The sequence below is a fragment of the Streptomyces sp. NBC_00490 genome, assembly GCF_036013645.1.
GTDB classification, from domain to species: domain Bacteria; phylum Actinomycetota; class Actinomycetes; order Streptomycetales; family Streptomycetaceae; genus Streptomyces; species Streptomyces canus_F.
Genome location: NZ_CP107869.1, coordinates 6690849 through 6713676, shown reverse-complemented (window position 1 = coordinate 6713676; position 22828 = coordinate 6690849). Strand labels below are relative to the sequence as shown.

Annotated in this window: 26 protein-coding genes; 16 read left to right on the top strand and 10 right to left on the bottom strand. The window is 71.8% G+C overall.

Annotated elements, in window-relative coordinates; genetic code table 11:
• Positions 1 to 116: 116 nt before the first annotated feature.
• The 4 genes from rsrA to OG381_RS30755 all read right to left on the bottom strand — a co-directional run bounded on the left by rsrA (position 117) and on the right by OG381_RS30755 (position 2815).
• A complete protein-coding gene (gene rsrA, locus OG381_RS30770) occupies positions 117 to 422 on the bottom strand; it encodes a mycothiol system anti-sigma-R factor (RefSeq protein ID WP_307026071.1) in 306 nt (101 codons plus the stop codon).
• Positions 419 to 1102 carry an RNA polymerase sigma factor SigR gene (sigR, locus tag OG381_RS30765; RefSeq protein WP_266822218.1) on the bottom strand — a complete coding sequence of 228 codons (684 nt, stop codon included), beginning with the start codon at positions 1100 to 1102 and terminating at the stop codon, positions 419 to 421. Before sigR ends, rsrA begins: the two co-directional genes overlap by 4 nt.
• Positions 1103 to 1359: 257 nt before the next feature.
• Complete coding sequence (locus OG381_RS30760) at positions 1360 to 1989, bottom strand: alpha/beta hydrolase family protein (RefSeq protein ID WP_327722598.1); 630 nt, start codon at positions 1987 to 1989, stop codon at positions 1360 to 1362.
• 10 nt (positions 1990 to 1999) lie between these two features.
• Positions 2000 to 2815 (bottom strand): SOS response-associated peptidase, encoded by an 816-nt coding sequence (locus tag OG381_RS30755; RefSeq protein WP_327719301.1) that lies wholly within the window; start codon positions 2813 to 2815, stop codon positions 2000 to 2002.
• Between the two features lie 215 nt (positions 2816 to 3030).
• Between OG381_RS30755 and OG381_RS30750 the strand changes: the two genes are divergently transcribed.
• Genes OG381_RS30750 through OG381_RS30725 form a run of 6 tightly spaced genes read left to right on the top strand, consistent with a single transcriptional unit; the run spans position 3031 to position 8437 of the window.
• Positions 3031 to 4335 (top strand): NAD(P)/FAD-dependent oxidoreductase, encoded by a 1305-nt coding sequence (locus OG381_RS30750; protein ID WP_327719300.1) that lies wholly within the window; start codon positions 3031 to 3033, stop codon positions 4333 to 4335.
• Positions 4332 to 5072, top strand: a complete 741-nt coding sequence (locus OG381_RS30745) for a DUF1365 domain-containing protein (RefSeq protein WP_327719299.1) — start codon at positions 4332 to 4334, stop codon at positions 5070 to 5072. Before OG381_RS30750 ends, OG381_RS30745 begins: the two co-directional genes overlap by 4 nt.
• On the top strand, positions 5069 to 6379 hold the full coding sequence (locus tag OG381_RS30740) for a class I SAM-dependent methyltransferase (protein WP_327719298.1): 1311 nt from the start codon (positions 5069 to 5071) through the stop codon (positions 6377 to 6379). Before OG381_RS30745 ends, OG381_RS30740 begins: the two co-directional genes overlap by 4 nt.
• Positions 6376 to 6888, top strand: coding sequence for a hypothetical protein (locus OG381_RS30735; RefSeq protein WP_443061947.1), 513 nt, complete (start codon positions 6376 to 6378; stop codon positions 6886 to 6888). Before OG381_RS30740 ends, OG381_RS30735 begins: the two co-directional genes overlap by 4 nt.
• Positions 6885 to 7688, top strand: a complete 804-nt coding sequence (locus OG381_RS30730) for a DUF1295 domain-containing protein (protein WP_327719297.1) — start codon at positions 6885 to 6887, stop codon at positions 7686 to 7688. The genes OG381_RS30735 and OG381_RS30730 overlap by 4 nt, the downstream gene beginning before the upstream one ends.
• Positions 7689 to 7714: 26 nt before the next feature.
• Positions 7715 to 8437, top strand: coding sequence for an alpha/beta family hydrolase (locus OG381_RS30725; protein WP_327719296.1), 723 nt, complete (start codon positions 7715 to 7717; stop codon positions 8435 to 8437).
• Here the strand turns inward: OG381_RS30725 and OG381_RS30720 are convergent.
• The 5 genes from OG381_RS30720 to OG381_RS30700 form a co-directional block, all read right to left on the bottom strand.
• Entirely contained in the window at positions 8404 to 9309 is a 906-nt protein-coding gene (locus OG381_RS30720; RefSeq protein ID WP_327719295.1) for a YihY/virulence factor BrkB family protein, read from the bottom strand. The two genes, OG381_RS30725 and OG381_RS30720, sit on opposite strands and share 34 nt — an antisense overlap.
• A 124-nt stretch (positions 9310 to 9433) precedes the next feature.
• Positions 9434 to 10090: a fasciclin domain-containing protein gene (locus tag OG381_RS30715; RefSeq protein WP_327719294.1), complete on the bottom strand. Its 657-nt coding sequence runs from the start codon at positions 10088 to 10090 to the stop codon at positions 9434 to 9436.
• Positions 10091 to 10164: 74 nt separating this feature from the next.
• On the bottom strand, positions 10165 to 11793 hold the full coding sequence (locus OG381_RS30710) for a sulfite oxidase (protein ID WP_327719293.1): 1629 nt from the start codon (positions 11791 to 11793) through the stop codon (positions 10165 to 10167).
• Positions 11794 to 12006: 213 nt separating this feature from the next.
• Positions 12007 to 12756: an anti-sigma factor gene (locus OG381_RS30705; protein WP_327719292.1), complete on the bottom strand. Its 750-nt coding sequence runs from the start codon at positions 12754 to 12756 to the stop codon at positions 12007 to 12009.
• Positions 12753 to 13337: a sigma-70 family RNA polymerase sigma factor gene (locus tag OG381_RS30700; RefSeq protein WP_327719291.1), complete on the bottom strand. Its 585-nt coding sequence runs from the start codon at positions 13335 to 13337 to the stop codon at positions 12753 to 12755. Before OG381_RS30700 ends, OG381_RS30705 begins: the two co-directional genes overlap by 4 nt.
• Positions 13338 to 13697: 360 nt before the next feature.
• On the opposite strand from OG381_RS30700, the gene OG381_RS30695 reads away from it, so the two are divergent.
• The 4 genes from OG381_RS30695 (at position 13698) to OG381_RS30680 (ending at position 17250) form a co-directional block, all read left to right on the top strand.
• Positions 13698 to 14411 carry a M50 family metallopeptidase gene (locus OG381_RS30695; protein ID WP_327719290.1) on the top strand — a complete coding sequence of 238 codons (714 nt, stop codon included), beginning with the start codon at positions 13698 to 13700 and terminating at the stop codon, positions 14409 to 14411.
• A gap of 98 nt (positions 14412 to 14509) precedes the next feature.
• A complete protein-coding gene (gene aroA, locus OG381_RS30690; RefSeq protein WP_327719289.1) occupies positions 14510 to 15826 on the top strand; it encodes a 3-phosphoshikimate 1-carboxyvinyltransferase in 1317 nt (438 codons plus the stop codon).
• 13 nt (positions 15827 to 15839) lie between these two features.
• On the top strand, positions 15840 to 16850 hold the full coding sequence (gene rsgA, locus OG381_RS30685) for a ribosome small subunit-dependent GTPase A (RefSeq protein ID WP_327719288.1): 1011 nt from the start codon (positions 15840 to 15842) through the stop codon (positions 16848 to 16850).
• A 76-nt stretch (positions 16851 to 16926) separates the two neighbouring features.
• On the top strand, positions 16927 to 17250 hold the full coding sequence (locus OG381_RS30680; protein ID WP_327719287.1) for a DMT family transporter: 324 nt from the start codon (positions 16927 to 16929) through the stop codon (positions 17248 to 17250).
• Positions 17251 to 17256: 6 nt separating this feature from the next.
• Here OG381_RS30680 and OG381_RS30675 read toward each other — a convergent pair whose 3' ends face one another.
• The gene (locus OG381_RS30675; RefSeq protein ID WP_327719286.1) at positions 17257 to 17865 is read right to left on the bottom strand and encodes a TetR/AcrR family transcriptional regulator; all 609 of its coding nucleotides are present in this window, start codon (positions 17863 to 17865) and stop codon (positions 17257 to 17259) included.
• A 175-nt stretch (positions 17866 to 18040) separates the two neighbouring features.
• On the opposite strand from OG381_RS30675, the gene hisN reads away from it, so the two are divergent.
• The 6 genes from hisN to OG381_RS30645 all read left to right on the top strand — a co-directional run bounded on the left by hisN (position 18041) and on the right by OG381_RS30645 (position 22806).
• Positions 18041 to 18841, top strand: coding sequence for a histidinol-phosphatase (hisN, locus tag OG381_RS30670; protein ID WP_327719285.1), 801 nt, complete (start codon positions 18041 to 18043; stop codon positions 18839 to 18841).
• A 136-nt stretch (positions 18842 to 18977) separates the two neighbouring features.
• Positions 18978 to 19370, top strand: a complete 393-nt coding sequence (locus OG381_RS30665) for a CBS domain-containing protein (protein WP_327719284.1) — start codon at positions 18978 to 18980, stop codon at positions 19368 to 19370.
• A gap of 131 nt (positions 19371 to 19501) precedes the next feature.
• Positions 19502 to 19918: a Fur family transcriptional regulator gene (locus OG381_RS30660; RefSeq protein WP_266822234.1), complete on the top strand. Its 417-nt coding sequence runs from the start codon at positions 19502 to 19504 to the stop codon at positions 19916 to 19918.
• A 130-nt stretch (positions 19919 to 20048) separates the two neighbouring features.
• The gene (locus tag OG381_RS30655) at positions 20049 to 20816 is read left to right on the top strand and encodes an ABC transporter ATP-binding protein (RefSeq protein WP_327719283.1); all 768 of its coding nucleotides are present in this window, start codon (positions 20049 to 20051) and stop codon (positions 20814 to 20816) included.
• The gene (locus OG381_RS30650) at positions 20813 to 21673 is read left to right on the top strand and encodes an ABC transporter permease (RefSeq protein WP_327719282.1); all 861 of its coding nucleotides are present in this window, start codon (positions 20813 to 20815) and stop codon (positions 21671 to 21673) included. The genes OG381_RS30655 and OG381_RS30650 overlap by 4 nt, the downstream gene beginning before the upstream one ends.
• The gene (locus tag OG381_RS30645; RefSeq protein WP_327719281.1) at positions 21670 to 22806 is read left to right on the top strand and encodes an ABC transporter substrate-binding protein; all 1137 of its coding nucleotides are present in this window, start codon (positions 21670 to 21672) and stop codon (positions 22804 to 22806) included. The genes OG381_RS30650 and OG381_RS30645 overlap by 4 nt, the downstream gene beginning before the upstream one ends.
• Positions 22807 to 22828 lie beyond the last annotated feature (22 nt).

Genomic DNA, 22828 nt, shown 5'->3' with positions numbered 1-22828 from the left:
AGAGATCTCCCGAGCCTGCTCAGCTCGGAGCCTAGGAGGGCAAGAGGGGGTTCCGCGGGCCGATTACCCGCGGATTAGCACGTTCGAGTGACGACAGCCCGTTCCCCGAAGGGAGTTCAGGCCTCCTGGGCCGGGGCCGCGGTGATGTCGTGGTCGGGCACCGCCTGCCCGGAGCGGATCAGATCGAGCCGCCCCAGGACCTTGGAGCGCAGGTCGGTGGGGACGTCGTCATGACCGCAGCACCGCTTGACCAGCTTCTTCACGGCCTCTTCCAGGCCGTACTTCTCCAGGCACGGCGAGCACTCCGTGAAGTGCTGCTTGAACTTGTCGCGGTCGACGTCCGGCATCTCACTGTCGAGGAACTCGTAGAGATGATCGAGTACCTCACTGCAGTCCGTCTCGTGCGGCTCTCCGCAGCTCATGAGCCCGAACCTTTCGCTTCGTTCGACTCTCCGGCGCCGGCCGGGACCAGCCCGCGCTCACGGGCGTAGTCCTCGAGCATGCCGCGCAGTTGACGGCGGCCCCGGTGCAGCCGGGACATCACCGTACCGATGGGTGTCCCCATGATGTCCGCGATCTCCTTGTACGCAAAGCCCTCGACGTCCGCCAGATAGACGGCGATGCGGAATTCCTCGGGGATCGCCTGGAGCGCTTCCTTCACGTCCGAGTCGGGCAGGTGGTCGAGCGCCTGCGACTCGGCGGAGCGCAGACCGGTCGACATGTGCGACTCGGCGCGGGCGAGCTGCCAGTCCTCGATCTCCTCGGCCGCGGAGCGCTGGGGTTCACGCTGCTTCTTGCGGTACGAGTTGATGAAGGTGTTGGTCAGGATCCGGTACAGCCAGGCCTTCAGGTTGGTGCCCTCGCGGAACTGGTGGAAGGACGCGTACGCCTTGGCGTACGTCTCCTGCACCAGGTCCTCGGCGTCGGCCGGGTTGCGCGTCATGCGCAGGGCGGCCGAGTACATCTGGTCGAGGAATTCGAGCGCGTCCCGCTCGAAGCGCGCGGTGCGCTCCGACGTGGTCTCCGTGCTCGTGCCCTGGCCCTCGGGCTGCTCCGCCTGGCCGTGTTCGGTCCCTGCGTCGGTACCGGGAACCGGACCCACCTCCTCAAGATTGCGGGCAGGACCGAAACCGATCCCACCAGAATCGGAGGATAGAACACGATCCGGTCCGCCCGCCGCCCGAATAGGGCCGGTCTTGGCCGCGTGCAGCACCGTCCAGTCCAGGTCAGCGCGGCTGCTGCGGCTCGGGCAGATGGTCGAACCCATGCGGCGGACTTCCTCTCTACGACGGTCGGTGCTGGTTCTTCAGCACTTCTGTCCGCCACAACAGAGCTCCGGGGCTCAGCATTCCCGAGCCTTTACCCGAGTGACCCGGCCCACTTCACCACCGCGTCGGTGATGAGTGTCACGGCCTGTTCCTGGGTGAGGTCCGCCTTCTTCGGCAGCGCGAACCCATGATCCCCGTACGGCACCTCGACCAGTTCATGAGCGCCGGCCGGGAACTCCTCCGGCTTCCCGAAGGGGTCGTTGCCGCCCTGTACGACCAGCGTGGGCACCCCGGACCCGAGCAGCTCGTGGGCCCGGGACTTCTCGGGCCTGCCGGGCGGATGCAGCGGGAAGCTGAGGGCGAGCACGGCGGCGGCGCCCAGCTCGACGGCGGTACGGCAGGCCACCCGGGCCCCGGCACTGCGCCCGCCGGAGACGACGGGCAGCCCCGGCGCGGCCACGGCGGGCCAGATCCCCCGCCATCCCACGTCGAGCGTCTTCGGCGGGGACGCCACCTTCTTGCCCGCCACCCGCCAGGGCTGCTCGACGAGCGCGACGCTCACGCCGTGGTCCGGGAGAGTCCCCGCGAGAGCCTGCAGATCCCTCGCCTCGATCCCTCCCCCGGCGCCATGGCTGACGGCGAGCACGAGGCGCGCCTTCCGCGCGGGGTGCCAGGTGATGCGGGCGTCGCCGGCATCCGTACCGATGATCTCGGTGGTCACTGTGGTCACGTCAGAAGAGTGTGCCCTCTTCGGGTGCCTCCAGCTCGGTCAGCAGTTCCGGTCCGTTGTTGCGGACGTTGCTGACGGCCGTGGAGACCGGGTAGGCGCGCATCAGCCCCGCGGGGGGCGGCTCCAGGAGGGAGCGGAGGTCCTCGACGTCCGTGCGGGAGGGGTCCAGCCAGGAGTCCCAGCGGTCCGGGGTGAGCATCAGCGGCATCCGGGGGTGGATGTCGGCGAGGGCGTACGGTCCGTCGGCCGGGGCGACCGCGAGCGGGCTGGTCTCCGCCTCGGTGGTGATGACCGAGCAGGTCACCCACCAGGCCTGCGGGTGGTCGTCCGGGAGGGTCTTGTCCCGCCAGAACTCGTACAGCCCCGCCATGGCGAAGACGGACCCGTCGGCCGGCAGCACGAAGTACGGCTGCTTGCGCGGCCGCTTCTTCCTGCCCTCGACCTCCAGGTCCCGCTCCGCCTTGGCGGTGACCCACTCGTAGTAGCCGTCGGCGGGGATGATGCACCGGCGGGTGGAGAAGGCCCGCTTGTACGACGGCTTCTCGTGGACGGTCTCGGCGCGGGCGTTGATCATCCGGGCGGCGCCCTCGGGGGTCTTCGACCAGCTCGGCACCAGTCCCCACTTGAGCGTGCGCAGCTGGCGGACCGGGCGTGGGTCATCCGCGTCCTTGAGGGGACGGTCGAGGACGGCGTAGACCTCCTTGGTGGGGGCCACGTTGTAGTCGGGGGCCAGTGTCTCCTCGGGCTCCCACTTCTCGATCTCGAAGATTCCGGCGAGATCCCCGGGCCCCCGACTCGCCGCATACCGCCCGCACATCCGTAACCACCCCTCCGGCTTCCTGCGCCCCGTCCACCGGGACACATCCAAGAGTGGCAGACCACCGCCGCGCCCACGCCGGGTGTGCCGGCGGACCGGAGACGGGCCCGGCGGCCCGGTGCCGTGCAGGCGATCCGTCGCGGGGCCAATCCGACGCCCGACCTGATCCGGATTACGCGGGACAGCACTGATCGCGGCCGACAGGAGGAAGGGCGATGGAACGCACGTCGAGGGGGGCGTCGCGAGCGCCGGAGCACGCGGGGCGGCGCATTGCCGTCGTGGGCGCCGGGGTCGCGGGGCTGACCGCCGCGTACGTCCTGGGCCCGGACCGTCACGTCACCCTCTACGAGGCCGACGACCGGCTCGGCGGACACGCACACACCCATGAGCTGACCTCGCCGCACGACGGGCGGGTGCACCGCGTCGACTCCGGTTTCATCGTGCACAACCGGCGGACCTACCCGTATCTGCTGCGGCTGTTCGACGAACTCGGCGTCGCCACGCAGGAGTCGGAGATGAGCATGTCGGTGCGGTGCGAGGGGTGCGGACTGGAATACGCCGGTGCCCGTGGCCCGGCCGGCCTGCTCGCGCGACCTCGCAGCCTCCTGCGCGGCCGCTATCTGCGGCTGCTGGCGGAGGTTCCGGCGTTCTACCGGGCGGCCCGCCGGCTGCTCGCCGAAAGCCCCGGGGGCCCGCTCACCCTCGGCGAGTTCCTGGACCGGGAGGGCTTCTCCGGCTACTTCCGCGCCCACTTCATGACGCCGGTGGTGTCCGCCGTGTGGTCCTGCGACGCCGCGACCGCGCAGCTCTACCCCGCCGCCTATCTGTTCCGTTTCCTGGCCCACCACGGGATGCTCTCGGTGGGCGGTTCACCGGTGTGGCGCACGGTGACCGGCGGCTCGCGCGAGTACGTCGACCGGGTCGCCAAGCACGTCGACGAGGTCCGCACCGCCACTCCCGTCCGGGCCGTACGACGGCACGCCGACGGCGTGGACATCACCACCGAGGACGGCACGACCGAGTCGTACGACGCCGTGGTGATCGCGGCCCACCCGGACTCGGCGCTGCGGCTGCTGGCCGACGCGACCACGCGTGAGCGGGAGGTGCTGGGCGCGTTCCGGTACTCCCGCAACTCCACGCTCCTGCACACCGACACCGGGCTGCTGCCGCGTGCGCGCGGTGCCCGCGCCTCCTGGAACTACCTGATGCCGTCGTGCACGGCGGGCGCCGACCGGGTGCGGGTCAGCTACGACATGAACCGGCTGCAACGCCTCGACGCCGCCGAGAGGTTCGTGGTCACGCTGGGCGGCGAGGACCGCGTGGACCCCGGCCGGGTGCTGGCCCGCATGGTCTACGAACACCCCGTCTACACACCGGAGTCGGTGGCCGCTCAGCAGCGCCTGCCGGAGCTGAACAGCCCGGTCTGCGCGTTCGCGGGCGCCTATCACGGCTGGGGGTTCCACGAGGACGGCTGCCGCTCCGGGGTCGAGGCCGCCGCCGCGCTCGGAGTGCGCTGGTGAGCACCGTACCGGCCCTGTATCCCTGCACGATCGCCCATGTGCGGACCACGCCCCGGCGGTACGCGCTGCGTCACCGCACGTACATGTGGCTCGTCGACCCCGACCGTCCGCCCCGACTCCCGCTTCCGCTGCGGCCGTTCGCCCGGTTCGACCCGCGCGACCACTTCACCGGTGACCGGCCCACGATCCGGGCCGCTCTGGACGCCTTCCTGGCCGCGCACGGCGTGGACCTGGACCGCGGGCGGGTGCTGATGCTCACCCACGCGCGCGTGCTCGGGTACGTCTTCAACCCGCTCACCCTGTACTGGTGCCACGGCCCGGCCGGGGAACTGCGCTGTGTGGTCGCGGAGGTGCACAACACCTACGGCGGACGCCACGGCTACCTGCTGCATCCGGACGCGGCCGGCGCCGGGAAGGAGCTCCGGACCGACAAGAAGCTCTATGTCTCGCCGTTCTTCCCCGTCGACGGCCGCTACCGCATGCGCCTTCCGCCGCCCGGAGCGCGGCTCGACCTGACCGTGCGCCTGGACCGCGAGGGCGGCCGGGCCTTCACCGCGACCGTGCGCGGCGCCCGGCGCCCGGTGAGCACGGCGTCCCTGCTGCGGCTGGCGGTGCGGCACCCCTGGTCCACCCTCGCCGTGTCGGCCGCGATCCGCGCCCACGGCATCCGCCTGTACCTGCGCGGACTGCCCGTCCAGCCCCGCCCGGAACACCGCACCTCGGAGAAAGCGACATGACGACAGCGAGGCCGGCAGAGCCCCGTACCGCCCCCCACGGGCACACCGGTCCCACCAGCACCGGCGACGGCCGCAGCGCCCCCGTGGACGCCGCCCACTGGCCGGACATCGCCGCCGTACCGAAGGCGTCGTGGCCCCGGACCGCCGTGACGCGGGCCCTCGTTCGGCGTGCGTTGCGCGGGCTGCCCCTGTGGACACGGTTCGCCGGCTCCGAGCCCTTCGGCCGGGGCGGACCACTGCTGGAGGTGCGGGATCCGGAGAGCTTCCACGCGCGCGTGGGCACCCACGGACTGGTCGGGTTCGGGGAGTCCTACATGGCGGGCGAGTGGGACGCCCCCGACCTGGTCGGCGTCCTCACCGCGTTCGCCGCGCACGCCGCCGATCTGGTCCCGGCACCGCTGCAGGGGCTGCGCGGCCTGTGGGCGCTGCGCCGGCCCGACGAGCAGCGCAACACCCCCGACGGTTCCCGGGCCAACATCAGCCGCCACTACGACCTGTCCAACGACCTGTTCGCCCTCTTCCTCGACGACACCCTCACCTACTCCTCGGCTCTCTTCCGGGGCTTCCCGGCGAGCCGGGACCTGCTCGCCGCCGCCCAGCACCGCAAGATCGACCGGCTGCTCGACCTCGCCGACGTCGGCGCGGGCACCCGGCTGCTGGAGATCGGCACCGGCTGGGGCGAACTGGCCCTGCGGGCCGTCGCGCGCGGTGCCCGTGTCACCACGCTCACCCTGTCCCGGGAACAGCAGACCCTGGCCCGGGAACGGATCCGCGCGGCGGGACTCGAGGAGCGGGTCCGCGTCGAACTGTGCGACTACCGCGAGGCCCGCGGGGAGTACAACGCCGTCGTCAGCGTGGAGATGATCGAGGCGGTGGGCGCGGAGTTCTGGCCGGTGTACTTCCGTGCCCTGGACGAGCGGCTGGCGCCGGGCGGCCGGGCGGCGCTCCAGGCCATCACCATGCCGCACGAGCGGATGCTCGCCACCCGCTCCACCTTCACCTGGATCCACAAGTACGTCTTCCCCGGCGGGCAGATCCCGTCCACCCGGGCCGTCGAGGAGACCGCCCGCGACCACACCCGGCTGCGTCTGACCCGGCGTGACGGCTTCGGCGCCCACTACGCCGAGACGCTGCGCCTGTGGCGGGAGCGGTTCACGCAACGCGCCGGGGAGGCCGAGGAGCTCGGCTTCGACGAGACCTTCCGCCGCCTGTGGACCTTCTACCTGGCCTATTCCGAGGCCGGGTTCCGCTCCGGCTACCTGGACGTCCAGCAGTACCTGTTCACCAAGGAGAACCCCCTCCGATGACCGCCACCGAGATCTCCGCCCGGCCCGGTGCCGCCCACCGGCTCGCCGCCCTCGCCGAGGACCTCCTCGGCGGCCCGCTGCCGGTCCGGCTGCGGGCCTGGGACGGTAGCGAGACGGGCCCGGCCGGCGCCCCCGTGGTCGTCGTGCGCTCCCGGCGCGCACTGCGCCGACTGCTGTGGCAGCCCGGCGAACCGGGCCTGGCGCAGGCCTACGTCACCGGTGAGGTCGACATCGAGGGCGACCTGGCCCAGGGGCTGCGGACGGTGTGGGCCGCGCAGCGGGAGCGCGGCCTGCGCCCGCCCCGGCTCACGCCCGCCGACCGGGGCCGTGCCCTCGCCACGGCCGTACGGCTCGGTGCCGTGGGCCCGCGTCCGTCCGCCCCGGCCTCCCAGGCCCGGCTGCGCGGCGGCCTGCACAGCCGGGCCCGCGACCGGGCCGCCGTCAGCCACCACTACCGCGGGATGCCGTCGACCACGCGGGCCTGGTACGAGGGGCTGGACCGGCTGTGAGCGGGTTCGCCTGGAGCGCGTTCGCGGCCAATCTCGCCTGGGCCGCCGGCGCGGCGCTCGCGGTCATGCTCGTCACCTTCGCGCTCGCGGTGCGCGCGGGGCTGCACCGGATCGTGGACATCGCCTGGGGTGTCGGGTTCACCGCCGTCGCCGCCGTGACCCTCGTCGCCTCCGCCGGGCACGGGGACCCGGCGCGGCGGGTGCTGGTGACCGCCCTGACCGCGGTGTGGGGGCTGCGGCTCGCCGTGCACATCGCCCGCCGCGGCCGGGGTCACGGCGAGGACCCGCGCTACGAGGCGATGCTGGCCAAGGCGCCCGGCAGTCGGAACCTGTACGCCCTGCGCATGGTGTACCTGCTCCAGGGCGCCCTGGTCTGGCTGGTGTCCCTGCCCGTCCAGGCGGCGCAGTACGTGTCCGGCCCGCCGACGTTCCTCGCCTGGGCCGGGGTCGCGGTGTGGGCGGTGGGCCTCTGCTTCGAGGCGGTCGGCGACGCCCAGCTCGCCCGGTTCAAGGCCGATCCCGCCCACCGGGGCCGCATCATGGACCGAGGGCTGTGGGGGTGGACCCGGCACCCCAACTACTTCGGTGACTTCTGTGTGTGGTGGGGCCTGTTCCTGCTCGCCTGTGACGCGCCGCAGTCGGCTGCCGTGTCCGTCGTGTCCCCGCTGGTGATGAGCCTGCTGCTGGTGCGCGGGAGCGGGAAGCGGCTGCTGGAGCGGCACATGGCGGGCCGTCCCGGCTACGCCGAGTACGTGGCGCGGACCAGCGGCTTCTTTCCCCGCCCACCGCGCCGACGCTGACCGTGCCGTGGAGAGGGAGACGAGGAATGCCCGCAGTGCCCCGTGACGAGACCGGGCCGCCGCGCACGCCCGGCGCCGCACTCCTGCCGCTGCGCCTTCCGACGCGGCCCCGGGCGGCCGTGCTGGTCCTGCACGGAGGGCGGGCGGTCGGCCGCCGCCCGTCGCGGCCCTGGCACCTCGCCGCCCTGCGGATGCGCCCGTTCCTGTGGTCGCTGGCGGCGGAACTGCCCGGCCGGGACGTCCTGCTGGCCCGGGTGCGCTATCGCCTCCGGGGCTGGAACGACGTCGACGCCGACCCCGTGGCCGACACCCACCGGGCGCTGGACCGCCTCGCGGAGCTGGCAGGCCCGGTGCCCACGGTGCTGGTCGGCCACTCGATGGGCGCCCGGGCGGCACTGCGCGCCGCCGGCCACCCGCAGGTGAGCGCCGTCCTCGCGCTGGCGCCCTGGTGTCCGCCGGGCGAGCCGGTGGAGCAGACGGCGGGCCGTCGCCTGGTGGTCCTGCACGGCGACCGGGACCGCGTCACCTCGCCGGTGGAAGCGGCCGACTACGTACGCCGGGCGCGGGGCACGGCGGCACGGGCGGGCATGGCCCTGGTCGGCGGCGGTGACCACGCGATGCTGCGCCGCCACACCCTCTGGCACCGCACCGCCGCGGCAGCCGTGGCCCACCTCCTGGACCCCGGCTCCGTGCCCGACCCGCTGCCCGCGGAGTCCTACGGCACGGCCGACAACTTCCCCGTGCTCTGACCGCGCGGCCCCGCGAGTTCCGCGGCGAACTGCGCCCCGGTCAGCAGGGCGAGGTTGGACAGCCACAGCCAGACGAGGAAGACGACGACGCCCGCGAGCGAGCCGTAGAGCCTGCTGTACGCGCTCAGGCTCGAGGCGTACCAGGCGAAGCCCGCGGAGACCGTCAGCCACAGCGCGGCGGCCAGCACCCCGCCGGGCAGGCTGCGGGCACGCGGACGGGCCGCGGTCGGACCGGTGTGGAAGACGACCACGACCAGGAGGGCGACCAGGCACAGCAGGAAGGGCCAGCGCAGCACGCTCCAGGCCCAGGTCGCGGTGGTGTCCACGCCGAGGATCCGGCCCGCCGCCGCGGCGAGCGGGCCGGTCAGCAGCAGGACGAGCGAGCCGGCGAGGAGCAGTCCCAGCAGCACGAGGGCGGTCAGCACGATCCGGTGCGCCTTGCGCCAGGTCGAGCGCCGGTCCTCCACCCGGTGCATACGGTGCAGGGCACGGCGGAAGACGGCGAGATAGCTGGAGGCCGACCACATCGCGCTGACCGTACCGGTCACGATCAGCGGCCATGCCGTCCCGTCGGGGCTCAGCGCACGGGACAGCACGGCGTGCAGGTCGGCACCGGACTCGGCGGGGGCATAGGCGGTGACGTGGGTGACGAACTCCTCGGCCGTGTCCGGGCTGATCAGCCCGAACGCGAGGACGGTGACCAGCATCCCGGGGAGCACGGCCAGGATCGCGTAGTACGTCAGCGCCGCCGCGTAGTCCGTGATGTCGTCGTTCCACAGGGACACCGGCGTGCGCCGCAGCGCCGGCCACCAGGCGGCGGGCAGCCGGGGCACATGGCGGCCCACGGCGGCGTACGTGAACGGTCTGCTCATGCCCCTGCGCCTCTCACCCGGATCCACTCCCGCATACCCCGCGCCGGGCGGATTCCATCTCGGCTGTGCGAACAAAGACCCCGGGGGACGTCACATGGGTGACGTCCCCCGGGGCCGTGTGCGGTCAGCTGGTGGGCATCAGCACGGTGTCGACGATGTACACGTTGGCGTTGGCGGTCTTGACGTCTCCGCAGACGACCTTCGAGGAGTCGTTGACTGTATAGGACTCGCCCGAGCCGGAGGTGGTCAGCTTCGACTTCTCCAGCGTGTCGAAGGACCCCTTCTCCAGGTCCGCCGGGGCCAGCCGCTGTCCGACGACGTGGTACGTGAGGATCTTGGTCAGCTGGGCCTTGTCGTTCAGGACCTTGTCCAGGGTGGCCTTCGGGATCTTCGCGAAGGCGTCGTTGGTCGGCGCGAACACGGTGATGTTCTCGGCGTTGTTGAGGGTGTCGACCAGACCGGCCTTCTTCACGGCCGTGACCAGCGTGGACAGGGCCGGGTTGTTGGAGGCGGCGGTGGCCACCGGGTCCTGGGCCATGCCCTCGAAGGAGCCGGCACCGCTCTCGGGGACCGTCGCGCAGGCGGGGCCGAAGGGCTGGTCGCCGGCCGGGGTGCCGGAACCGGCCATGCCGTCGTCGGAGGCGGACGCGGGGGCGGACGCCTTGGTGGAGGAGTCCGACGACGCCGAGTCGCTGCTGTCGTCCGAGCAGGCGCTCAGCGCCAGGGGCAGCACGGCGGCCGCGGCGAGGGTCACGGCGGTACGGCGGAAACGGGTGTTCATAGTGTTTCTCCTGTGGGATCGACGCGGCCGGGGCCGCGTTCACTTGGGAAGGGAAGAAGTGGCTTGAGGGGGCGTCAGTCGACGGTCACCACGACGGAGTGCCATCCGCTGGCGCCGTCGGGGATCGTCCGTGCGCGTTTCTCGGTCTGCACCCGGCCGGTGCGGTCGGTGGCGCGGACGGTGAGGGTGTGGCCGCCCTTCGGGGCCTGCCAGGCCAGGGACCACTGACGCCAGGTGTCGCGGGTGTCCTCGGCGGCGAGCCGGGCCTCCCGCCAGGGGCCGTCGTCGACGCGGACCTCGACCTTGTCGATGCCCCGGTGCTGGGCCCAGGCGACCCCGGCGACCATGACCGGGCCGGCCTGGGGACGGGCGAACGGCTTCGGGGTGTCGATCCGCGACTGCGTCTTGACCGGTGCCCTGCGGGCCCAGTCACGCTTGACCCAGTAGGGGTCGTAGGCGTCGAACGTGGTGAGTTCGATGTCCTCGATCCACTTGCAGGCCGAGACGTAGCCGTACAGGCCGGGCACCACCATCCGGACGGGGAACCCGTGCGCGAAGGGCAGCGGTTCACCGTTCATGCCCAGGGCGAGAAGAGCGTCCCGGCCATCCATGACGTCCTCGACCGGACTGCCGATCGTCATGCCGTCGACCGAGCGGGCCACCAGCTGGTCGGCCGGACCACCCCGGGAGGGCGGCCGTACACCGCACTCGGAGAGCAGCTCGGACAGGCGTACGCCGATCCAGCGGGCGTTGCCGACGTACGGGCCGCCGACCTCGTTGGAGACACAGGTCAGGGTGATGTCGCGCTCGATGAGCTCACGCCGCAGCAGATCGTCGTACGAGAGGGACAGCGGGCGGCGAACGCCCGTGCCCTGGATGCGCAGCCGCCAGGTCCTGGCGTTCACCTTGGGGACCACGAGCGCGGTGTCGACGCGGTAGAAGTCGCCGTTCGGTGTGGTGAAGGAGCTGATGCCGGGGATCCGCAACCGGGCCCCCCTGGGGACGGCCGGGGCCGCGGAGACCGGAGCGGGCAGCACGACCTCGTCGCGCGAGGCGACAGCGCCCCGGCCGCTCGAACCGTTGAGGGCCCGCCCCAGTACGCCGGCCCCGGCGGAGGCCGCGGCGGCAGTCGTAGCGGCGATGACGAAGCCACGGCGATCCCATCCCCGCCCCACGGGCGGACCGCTCTCCGGACCGGTCTCCGGGTTGGCTGTCGCGTCCGGCACCGGGCCCCGGAGGACGAGACGGCCGGCCAGGAAAAGGAGCAGTACGGCTCCGACGATCGCGCCCGCGATGGACGGCAGGGCATCGGAGAAACCGTTCGAATCGGGCCGGCTGATGGCCGCGGCCGCTCCGACGGCACCGAACAGCAGAACACCGGCGGCGGCGGTACGGCGAAATCGCAGCGCCGCCATTCCCAGAGCGATGGCGAAAACCGCGAGCACGGAAAGAACACCGAGCTGGAGAAAGAGTTTGTCGTCGGTGCCGAAATTCCGGATCGCCCAGTCCTTCACCGCGGCGGGCGTCCGGTCGATCGCCGCGCCGCCGACCACGACGACGGGACCGGACTGCGGCCGAACCGCCGCCGACACCAGCTCCGCCGTGGCGAGCGCGGCGAAACCTGCCAGCGCGCCACCGAGCGCGGCCAACGCAGGCCGTGTCCACCCGCGGGTGTTCCGGAATTCCTTCTCGTCATCGGTCACGTGGGGAATCCGGTCCCGAGCGGCCGGTGGATTGGTCGGCCCTCGATCGGATGAATTATTTTTTCCGGACCAATCCACATCGGCTGCCGCTACGGATAAGCGGCGTTCGCCGGGACATGAAAAAATCCCGGCGCCCCTTTTCCAGAAAGCGGAATCAGGGGCGCCCGGGACTGTAAAGGTCCGGCTTGCGCCGGAAAGGGAGCGGTCAGGCCTTCAGGCCGGGAAGGTCATCAAAGCGAGCGGAGCCGAGGTGGGCCGCTTCGAGCCGCCGCTGGGTTCGACGGTGATGCCCATGCCCGACGCCGAGTCCACGGGACCCCGCATCAGGACGGCCTGGTCGGCGCGGGCGGGGTCCATCAGGCCGGCCGACCGCATCGCTCCGGCGTCGTCGAACCACAGCTGGTAGACCTTGCCGCCCGGGGGACTCGCCATCCCGGAGACGAGGAAGACGGCCCTGTCCAGGTCACGGGAGACCACGACCGTGCCGGTGGCGCCCCCGGCCAGATCCGCGACCCGTGTCCGGGCGTCCGGCGCGGTCAGTACGGCGGCGATCTCGTCCGTCCCCTGTTCGGCGCGGTGCGCCCGGCCCAGCGCCTCCTCGGCCCGCTGGTGCTGCCACACCGTCGTACCGCCGAGCGCGGTGGCCGCCAGACAGGCGGCCAGCGTCCACCGCGACAGCAGCCGGGCCCGCGGCCGCGTACGGCCCCAGCGGGACGGGGCCGCGCCGTCGGGCCCCTCCTGCCGGACGGTGGTGATCCGCCGCAGCACCTGCTCCCGCAGCGCCGCGGAAGGCGTCACCGAGGCCGCGAGCCCCAGGCGGGCCGCGGTGGCGGCCAGTTCGGCCGCCTCCTGCGCGCACGCCTCGCAGCCCGCGAGGTGCCGCTCGAACGCCTCGCGCTCCCCGTCGGGCAGGGCGTGCAGTGCGTAGGCACCCGTCAGCCGGTGCAGGTCGGTGGCCGTCATGCCGTCACTCCCAGACAGTCGCGCAGCCGGATGAGTCCGTCCCGCAACCGGGTCTTGACCGTGCCCAGCGGCAGCGACAGCGCCTCTGCCACCTGCCGGTAGGTCAGTCCGCGGTAGTAGGCCAGCGTGACGGCCTGGTGCTGGATCTCGGTCAGCGTGCGCAGACAGCGCCGTACCTGTTCCCGCTCCAGCCGCGCCTCGACCTGCTCGGTCACCTCGTCGTACTCGGGCGTGCGCTCCAGCAGGGCCGCCTTGTGGTCCCGGACGGCCGCGGCCTCCACCGAGCGCACCCGGTCCACCGCCCTGCGGTGCGCCAGCGTGAGGATCCAGTTGATGGCCGTACCCCGGTCACGGCGGTAGCGGGGCGCGGTGCGCCACACCTCCACCAGGACCTCCTGGGCCACCTCCTCCGACTGCGCCTGGTCGCGCAGTACGGCACGGACGACGCCCAGGACCGAGCCCGCGACGGCGTCGTACACCGAGGCGAACGCCTTGTCGTCGCCCAGGGCCACACAGCCCACGAGCTCCTCAAGGTTCGGCTCGACAGAAGGATTTCTGCCGATATGTACAGCTTCTTTCACCGAGGGCCTCCGCGGTCGGGACATCTCCGGACGTAATCCGATCCAGCTGAGGCGGCGGATTGGTCCCGATGACGATGAAAACGCAGGTGACGCACGAGGACGCGGACACAACACATCCGCCCTCGCGTCACCGAAGGGGATTCCGGCCGACGGCCCGTCGTGGATGCAGCCCGCCGTCCCGCGCCGCCCCAGCGTCACGGAACCGTCCCGGAACGGACTGCGGCCATCCCGGCCACAACGCTGCGACCTGCATGTTTGCCGTCAGGAACGATCGCCGCCACGTGGACGTCTCAGTTGACGTCCGGACATCCGTGCCACACTGCCAGACTCCGTACGACCGAGAGGGAGCCACCGGGAGACATGGACACCAGCACAGCGACCTCTCTCTGGGGCGAGCTGATCGGCACCCAGCCCGACCCCGACCTGTGGGTGGTTCTGGCCACCTTGGTCGCGGCGCTCGCCATAGTGGTCCCGCACGGTCTGTGGCGTGTCTCGCGCAACGCCATCACCATCGCCCACGAGGGCGGCCACGGTCTGATCGCCCTGCTCACCGGTCGCACCCTCACCGGTATACGGCTGCACTCCGACACCAGCGGCCTCACGGTCAGCCGGGGCAAGCCGCACGGCATCGGCATGATCCTCACCGCGGCGGCCGGCTACACCGCTCCCCCGCTGCTGGGCCTGGGCGGCGCGGCCCTGCTGGCCACGGGCCGCATCACCCTGCTGCTCTGGGTGGCCACCGCCCTGTTGGTGGCGATGCTGGTGATGATCCGCAACGCCTACGGCGCCCTGACGGTCATCGTCACCGGCGCCACGTTCGTGGTGGTGTCCTGGCTGGCGGGCCCCCAGGTCCAGGCGGCCTTCGCGTACGCGGCGGTGTGGTTCCTGCTGACGGGCGGCGTCCGTCCCGCTTTCGAGTTGCAGGCGAAGCGGGTGCGGGGAGGGGCGGGGGATTCCGATGCGGACCAGTTGTCGCGCCTGACGCACGTACCCGCAGGACTCTGGTTGTTCCTGTTCCACGCGGTGAGCCTGTGCTCATTGATAGGCGGCGGCAGGTGGCTCCTGGAGGTGTGACGCGCCCCGAAGGGGCAGGCGTCAGGGGCGCGGGGAACTGCGCGACCAGCCACAACGGCGCAGCACCCGAACCACAGCCCCCTACTAAAGTGGACCCCATGGCTTTGAACCCCGCAGACACCGCCCTCTGGCCCGCCCCCTATGCGACCGGAGCCGTCGACGCAACGGTCCACGTACCGGGGTCCAAGTCGGTCACCAACCGGGCCCTGGTCCTCGCGGCCCTCGCCAGCGAGCCCGGCTGGCTGCGCCGCCCCCTGCGCTCCCGGGACACCCTCCTCATGGCCGCGGCCCTCCGCGAAATGGGCGTGGGCATCGAGGAAGGCGTGGGCCCCGACGGCACGGGCGAGTCCTGGCGCGTCCTGCCGGCAGGCCTCCGCGGCCCCGCCACGGTGCACGTCGGCAACGCCGGCACCGTCATGCGCTTCCTCCCTCCCGTCGCCGCCCTCGCCGACGGCGAGATCCGCTTCGACGGCGATCCGAGGTCGTACGAGCGTCCCCTGAACGGCGTCATCGACGCCCTGCGCGTCCTCGGCGCCCGCATCGACGACGACGGCCGCGGCGCACTGCCGCTGACGGTCCACGGCGGCGGTGCCCTGGACGGCGGCCCGGTGGAGATCGACGCGTCCTCGTCGTCGCAGTTCGTGAGCGCGCTGCTGCTGAGCGGCCCCCGCTTCAACCAGGGCGTGGAGGTCCGTCATGTGGGCTCCACCCTCCCCTCGCTCCCCCACATCCGTATGACCGTCGACATGCTGCGCGCGGTCGGCGCCCAGGTCGACACCCCGGAGTCGGGCGGCGAGCCCAACGTCTGGCGGGTCACGCCGGGGGCGCTGCTCGGCCGGGACCTGACGATCGAGCCGGACCTCTCCAACGCCCAGCCGTTCCTGGCGGCGGCCCTGGTGACCGGCGGCAAGGTCGTCGTCCCCGACTGGCCGAGCCGCACCACCCAGCCCGGTGACAGGCTGCGGGAGATCTTCACCGAGATGGGCGGTTCTTGCGAACTCACCGAGTACGGCCTGGTGTTCACCGGTTCGGGTGCGATTCACGGTATCGATGTGGACCTGGGCGAGGTCGGCGAGCTGACGCCGGGCATCGCGGCGGTGGCGGCGCTGGCCGACTCCCCCTCGACGCTGCGCGGCGTGTCCCATCTGCGCCTGCACGAGACGGACCGTCTGGCCGCGCTCACCAAGGAGATCAACGAGCTCGGCGGTGATGTGACCGAGACGGCCGACGGACTGCACATCCGCCCGCGCCGTCTGCACGGCGGGATCTTCCACACGTACGAGGACCACCGTATGGCGACGGCCGGCGCGATCATCGGTCTCGCGGTGGAGGGCGTGCAGATCGAGAACGTGGCGACGACGGCGAAGACCCTGCCGGACTTCCCGGAACTCTGGACCGGGATGCTCGGCGCGTAGGGGTCTGGACATCATGCGTCGCTACGGCAAGAACACCGACGAGGACGACATCCGCAGCCGCCCGAACCGCAAGGGCAACCGGCCGCGTACCAACATCCGCCCCAAGCACGAGGAAGCGGTCGAGGGCATGGTCCTCACCGTCGACCGTGGCCGGCTGACGTGTCTGGTCGACGACACGGTCGTGATGGCCATGAAGGCCCGCGAACTGGGCCGCAAGGCCGCCGTCGTCGGAGACCGGGTGGCCATCGTCGGCGACCTCTCCGGCCAGAAGGACACCCTGGCCCGTATCGTCCGCATCGCGCCGCGCACCTCGGTGCTGCGCCGTACCGCGGACGACGACGACCCCTTCGAGCGCGTGGTCGTCGCCAACGCCGACCAGCTGGCGATCGTCACGGCCCTCGCCGACCCCGAGCCCCGCCCGCGCCTCATCGACCGCTGCCTGGTCGCGGCGTTCGACGGCGGTCTGACCCCGCTCCTGGTCCTGACCAAGTCGGACCTCGCCCAGCCCGACAAACTCCTGGAGCTGTACGGCCACTTGGACATCCCGCACGTCGTCACCAGCCGCGAGGAACTGGAGAACGGCAGCGCGGTGGAGCGGGTGCGCGCGGAACTCGACGGCAAGATCACGGCGTTCGTCGGTCACTCGGGCGTGGGCAAGACGACGCTGGTGAACGCGCTGGTCCCGCAGGACCGCCGCCGGGTGACGGGCCATGTGAACGCGGTGACCGGCCGCGGCCGCCACACCACCACCTCGGCGCTGGCGCTGCCCCTGGCGGGCGACGCGGGCTGGGTGATCGACACCCCGGGCCTGCGGTCGTTCGGCCTGCACCACGTCGATCCGTCCCGCGTGATCCTCGCCTTCCCGGACCTGGTGCCGGGAACCGAAGGCTGTCCCCGTGCGTGCAGTCATGATGAGCCGGACTGCGCGCTGGACGAGTGGGTGGCCGAGGGACACGCCGACCCGGCGCGGCTGTACTCGCTCCGCCGTCTGCTGGCGACCAGGGAACGCACGGAAGGCGACTGACCTTCGCGTTGTTTGGCTCCGTACAGGTGAGGCAAAGGCATAATCGCACCGAGCCGGACCTACGGGAGGACAGCACATGGCGTGGCTGCTGGTAGTGGTCGCCGGGTTGTTGGAGACCGGTTTCGCCGTGTGCCTCAAGCTCTCGCACGGCTTCACCCGACTGTGGCCCACGGTCGCGTTCTGCGTCTTCGCCCTCGGCAGCTTCGGCCTGCTGACGCTGTCGCTGAAGAAGCTCGACGTGGGCCCGGCGTACGCGGTGTGGACCGGCATCGGGGCGGCCGGTACGGCGATCTACGGCATGATCTTCCTCGGCGACCTGGTGTCGACGCTGAAGCTCGTCTCGATCAGCCTGGTCATCGTGGGCGTGATCGGCCTCCAGCTGTCCGGCTCGGCACACTGACGGCTTTCACACCGGCTGCCGGTGCAGCGCGCTGCGTACCAGGTCCGCGACCCCGCCCTCACCCGGCGGGGCGGCCACGCACGACAGTGCGACCCGGACGGTCAGCTCGCAGGAGCGGGCGAGGTCGGCGTGGTCCGCCTTGTTCGCACCCGGTCCGCCGAGCACCGCCACAGCGCGGTCGCGGACCAGCGCCACCAAGTCGCCGGGCGACGGCAGCGGGCCGTCCGCCCGGCGCTGTGCCGGTACGGCCGAGGAGGACGGGACCGCGGACAGTGTCGGGGAGGGCAGCCGCTCGCTCCAGCAGCCGGTGAGCAGGGCCCGTACGAGCGCGTTGTCCCTGGCGGTGGCCGCGGTCCACTCGGCGGTCGCGGTCAGCCGGTCACGGGCGTCGCTGTGGGTGGCGAGCGCGCGCTCGACACCGGCGAGATAGCCGTCGGCCTCCCTTCTCACCAGGGCGCGGGCCAGTCCTTCCTTGCTCCCGAACTCGTTGTAAAGCGTCTGCCGGGACACTCCTGCCGCCGCCGCGACATCCACCATCCGCACGGTGGACCACGGCCTGCGGGCCAGCGCCGTGTACGCGGCGTCCAGCAGGGATTCCCTCGCTGCAGGCATCATCGCCTCCTAGGGGCGAGCGGCTCTGGGCCCAGATTTGACGCGCGTGAGGGCACTGTCAAGGGTTCGCGAGGGCATCGGGGGGCGCCCTTGATCCACCGCGCGCCGTCCGCCGGGGCCCGTCCGCACCTTGGTCCCGTGTAGCCCCGCAGCGACCATGGCGGATAGCGTTCGTCCCATGCCGGACTACCTCGACGACCTCCGCTTCGCCCATGTCCTCGCGGACGCGGCCGACGCAACCACCATGGACCGCTTCAAGGCGCTGGACCTCAAGGTCGAGACGAAGCCGGACATGACCCCGGTGAGCGAAGCGGACAAGGCGGCGGAGGAGATCATCCGCACCCATCTCCAGCGCGCCCGTCCGCGGGACGCGATCCTCGGCGAGGAGTACGGCGTCCAGGGCACCGGCCCCCGCCGCTGGGTGATCGACCCGATCGACGGCACCAAGAACTACGTCCGGGGTGTCCCCGTCTGGGCCACCCTGATCTCCCTGATGGAGGTGGCGGAGGGCGGCTACCAGCCCGTTGTCGGCGTCGTCTCCGCGCCGGCGCTCAACCGCCGCTGGTGGGCCGCGAAGGGCAACGGCGCCTTCACCGGACGCAGCCTCACTTCGGCCTCCCGGCTGCATGTCTCCCGCGTCTCGAAGATGTCGGACGCCTCCTTCGCGTACTCCTCCCTGAGCGGCTGGGAGGAGCGGAGCCTCCTCAACGGCTTCCTGGACCTGACCCGCGACGTGTGGCGCACGCGCGCGTACGGCGACTTCTGGCCCTACATGCTGGTCGCCGAGGGCGCGGTCGACCTCTGTGCCGAACCCGAGCTGTCCCTGTGGGACATGGCCGCCAACGCGATCATCGTGACGGAGGCGGGCGGCTCCTTCACCGGCCTCGACGGCCGCCCGGGCCCGCACAGCGGCAACGCGGCCGCCTCCAACGGTCTGCTCCACGACGAGATGCTGGGATATCTCAACCAGCGCTACTGAGCGCGTACGCCCTCAATCGGCCGCACGCGCCCCCTTGTTGACTCTCGCTTTGCCTGCGACTCTGAGGGGACCCTCATTTGTGAACTTGTGAATCCTCGAACTATCCCGGGGATTCGTAGGAGGTGACTCCGCACCCATGCTCGTCCGCGACGCCATGAGCACGGTGGTCCTCACCATCGGCCCCGCCCACACCCTCCGCCAAGCCGCCGCCCTGATGTCAGCCCGGCGCGTCGGCGCGGCCGTGATCCACGACCCCGACGCCGGCGGCATCGGCATCCTCACCGAACGCGACGTCCTCAATGCCGTGGGACTGGGCCAGAGCCCGGACACGGAACGCGTCCACGACCACGCCACCACCGACGTCGTCTTCGCGACACCGTCCTGGACCCTGGAGGAGGCGGCCCGGGCCATGACCCACGGCGGCTTCCGACACCTCATCGTCCTGGACCACGGCGAGCCGGTCGGCATCGTCTCGGTCCGCGACATCATCCGCTGCTGGGCACCGGCACGACAGCACGTCCCGGCCTGAGCGCAGTACCGGGGGGTGGGCCGGGCGGACCCGGCACGCCCCCCGCCACACTGGACATTGTCCAACTCGAGGTGCACTCTAAATTCACACCTATTCGGAGCCTGGTCCCCCTTGCTGTTAAGGTGACCCCTATGAGTGACCTTCTGGAACGACTGCGCGGCCGCGGATGGCGGATGACCGCGCAGCGGCGTGTCGTGGCCGAGGTCCTCGACGGCGATCACGTCCACCTGACGGCCGACGAGGTCCACGCACGGGCCGTCGCCAAGCTGCCCGAGATCTCCCGCGCGACCGTCTACAACACGCTGGGCGAGCTGGTCTCCCTCGGCGAGGTGCTCGAGGTCGCCACCGACAAGCGCGCCAAGCGGTACGACCCGAACGCGCACCGGCCGCACCACCACCTGGTCTGCGCCCAGTGCGGCGCGATCCGCGACGTCCACCCGAGCGGCGACCCGCTCACCGACCTCCCCGACTCGGAGCGCTTCGGCTTCACGGTCTCGGGCGTCGAGGTGACGTACCGCGGCGTCTGCCCGAACTGCGCGGCGGCGTAGCCCCGCTTCCGAAGCCCCGGCCCCCAAGGGCGCCGGGGCTTTGTGCTGTCTACAGGCTTCCCGGATCTGACGGGCCGTCATATGGTCATCGGCACCCACCAGTCCGTTCCGCACTCCGCGAGGAGACCCCGTGGGAGAGCCGTATCCGAAACTCAGCGCACGTGATCTGACCCGAACCTTCGGCCGTGGCCCCGGCGCGGTGCCCGCCCTCGGCCCGCTGGACCTGTCCGTGAGCGCCGGTGAGTTCGTCTGTGTCGTCGGCCCCTCGGGCTGCGGCAAGTCGACCCTGCTGCGCATCGCCGCGGGCCTGCTGCGCCCCAGCACGGGCCGCCTGGAGATCCGTACGACCAGCCCTCGCCCGGCCGCCATGATCTTCCAGGACTACGGCATCTACGACTGGAAGACGGTCCGCGCCAACGTCCGCTTCGGCCTCGACATCCAGCGCGTCCCCCGCCGCGAGGCCGACGCCCGCGCCGACGGCTGGCTGGCCCGCATGGGCCTGTCGGACTTCGCCACCGCCTACCCCTCGACCCTCTCCGGCGGCATGCGCCAGCGCGTGGCGATCGCCCGGGCGCTGGCGGTGGAGCCCGAACTCCTCCTGATGGACGAGCCGTTCGCGGCCCTGGACGCCCAACTCCGCATGATCCTCCAGGACGAGCTCCTGGAACTCACCCAGACGACCCGCACCACCACCCTCTTCATCACCCACAGCCTGGAGGAGGCGATCGTCCTGGGCGACCGCGTCCTGGTGATGTCCGCCCGCCCCGGCCGCGTCATCGCCGAGCGCCGCCCGCCCTTCCCCCGCCCGCGCACCGGAGACATCCGCTCCGCGCCGGAGTTCACGGACCTCAAGAGCGAGCTGTGGGACCTGCTGCGCAAGGAGGCGGTACCGGCATGACGACGACCGCTCCCGCACGGGAGTCCGTCCTGGTCCGCGCCCCGGGCCCGCACGAGCTCCATCCCGTACGCACCCACAGGCGCCGACGCGCCCTGGAACTGTCCCTGGCCGCGGCCGTCCCGCTGTTCCTGGTCCTCCTGTGGCAACTGGCCGCCGACCGCGCCTGGATCGACTCCCGTGTCTACCCCGCACCGTCCACGATCTTCGCGGACGGCTGGGACCGGGCCGCGGAGGGCGACCTGTGGCCGGACGTATGGGCCACGTCGAAGCGCGTCGTGGCGGGCTACGCGGTGGGCACGGCCGCCGGGTACGCGCTGGGCCTGCTGATGGGCTCGCTCTCCCTGGTCAGAGCGGCACTGGAGCCCCTGCTGGACGCCCTGTACGTGGTCCCGAAACTGGCCCTGCTGCCGATCTTCCTGAACATGTTCGGCCTGGGCGAGGGCCCGCAGGTGGCCCTGGTCGCGGCCACGGTCTTCTTCTTCGTGTGGATCTCGACGATGTCCGCGGTCATGTCGATCCCGGCAGGCCACCGCGACGCGGGCCAGGTCTTCGGCGCCTCGCCCTGGCAGATGTTCCGCCACGTCCTGCTGCCGGCGTCACTGCCGTCGGTCCTGGTGGGCGCCCGCATAGCGGCGGGCGTGGCCGTGCTGGTGATCGTCGCCTCGGAGCAGATCGCGGCGACGAACGGCCTGGGCCATCTGATCTTCGACTCCCGCGCGCTGTTCCAGAACGACGTGATGTTCGTGGGGATCGTCTGTGTGGCGGCCCTGGGGGTCGTCTTCTCCGAACTGGTGCGGGTGGTGGGCCGGTTGCTCACCCCCTGGGCACCGCGGGACCGTGGACGGGGGCAGTCATGAGGGGACGGACGTGTGTGGTGGCGGCGCTGACCGCCGTACTGCTGACCTCGGCGGCCTGCTCGTCGCCGTACGAGGACAACGCACCGCGGGCGGACGCCGGGAAGCGCACGATCAGCCCGGTGGAGGGCTGTGGCGCCACGTCCTGGACGGACCCGGCCGACCTCTCCCCGAGCCGTCTGCCGGCCCGCTGCCAGCCCGGCGCACCGGCCCCGAAGCCCCTGGCGGAGAGGCGGAAGCTGACGATCGCGACGGGGACGCTGAGCGCCGAGTACGTGGCACCGCTGCAAGTGGCGTTGGACAAGGGCGAGTTCGCACGTGAGGGCCTGGACGTCACCCTCAAGGTCCTCCCCACGCCGGACGCGCTGCCCCTGCTCGCCAAGGGCGACCTCGACGCGATCTGGGCGGCTCCGGAGGCGGCCGTGATGAACGGTCTCCGGGGCGGCTTCGACATCAAGTGGGTCGCGGGGAACTTCTCACCGGACCCCGGCTCGAAGAGCGGCCTGTGGGTGCGGCTGAAGGACGGCGAGAGCGCGTCCCACGTGTCCATGGCCGGCCGCAGACTCGGCACGATGATCGGCAAGGGCTCCGTCATCGCGTACCCCATGGAAAAGGCCCTGGAGAAGCACGGCGGCGCCCTCGACAGGATCCAGTACCAGCAGCTGGGCTCCGCGGACGTCCTCACCGCCCTGGAGAACGGCGGCGTCGACTCGGCCTGGCTCCTGGACCCGGTGTGGCGCAAGGTCGACGGACAGCCCGCCTACGCCTTCCTCGGCGGCCAGCCGCAGGGCGAGCCGCTGGGCGGCATGCTGTACGGCCCCTCACTGCTCCAGCGGGACGTGGACGCGGGAGTGGCCCTGCTCCGGGCGTACATCCGCACGGTGAACTCGTACTTCGCGACGGACTACAAGAAGGACGAGGCCTACGTCACCTACCTGGCGAAACTCCTGAAGGCCGACCAGCGGATCCTCCGCTCGACCCCGTCCCTGCGGATGGACTGGGAGATCCGCGAAGGCACGACCGACCGTCTGCAAGCGGCATACACCGCGCAAGGAGTCTTCGAGGGCGACCCGCTGCCGGAGTCCAGGACAGTCGACCGCACCCTGTACGAGGAGGCGGTGGGCCACCGGCGATGAAGAAACACCGAGGGCCGGAATC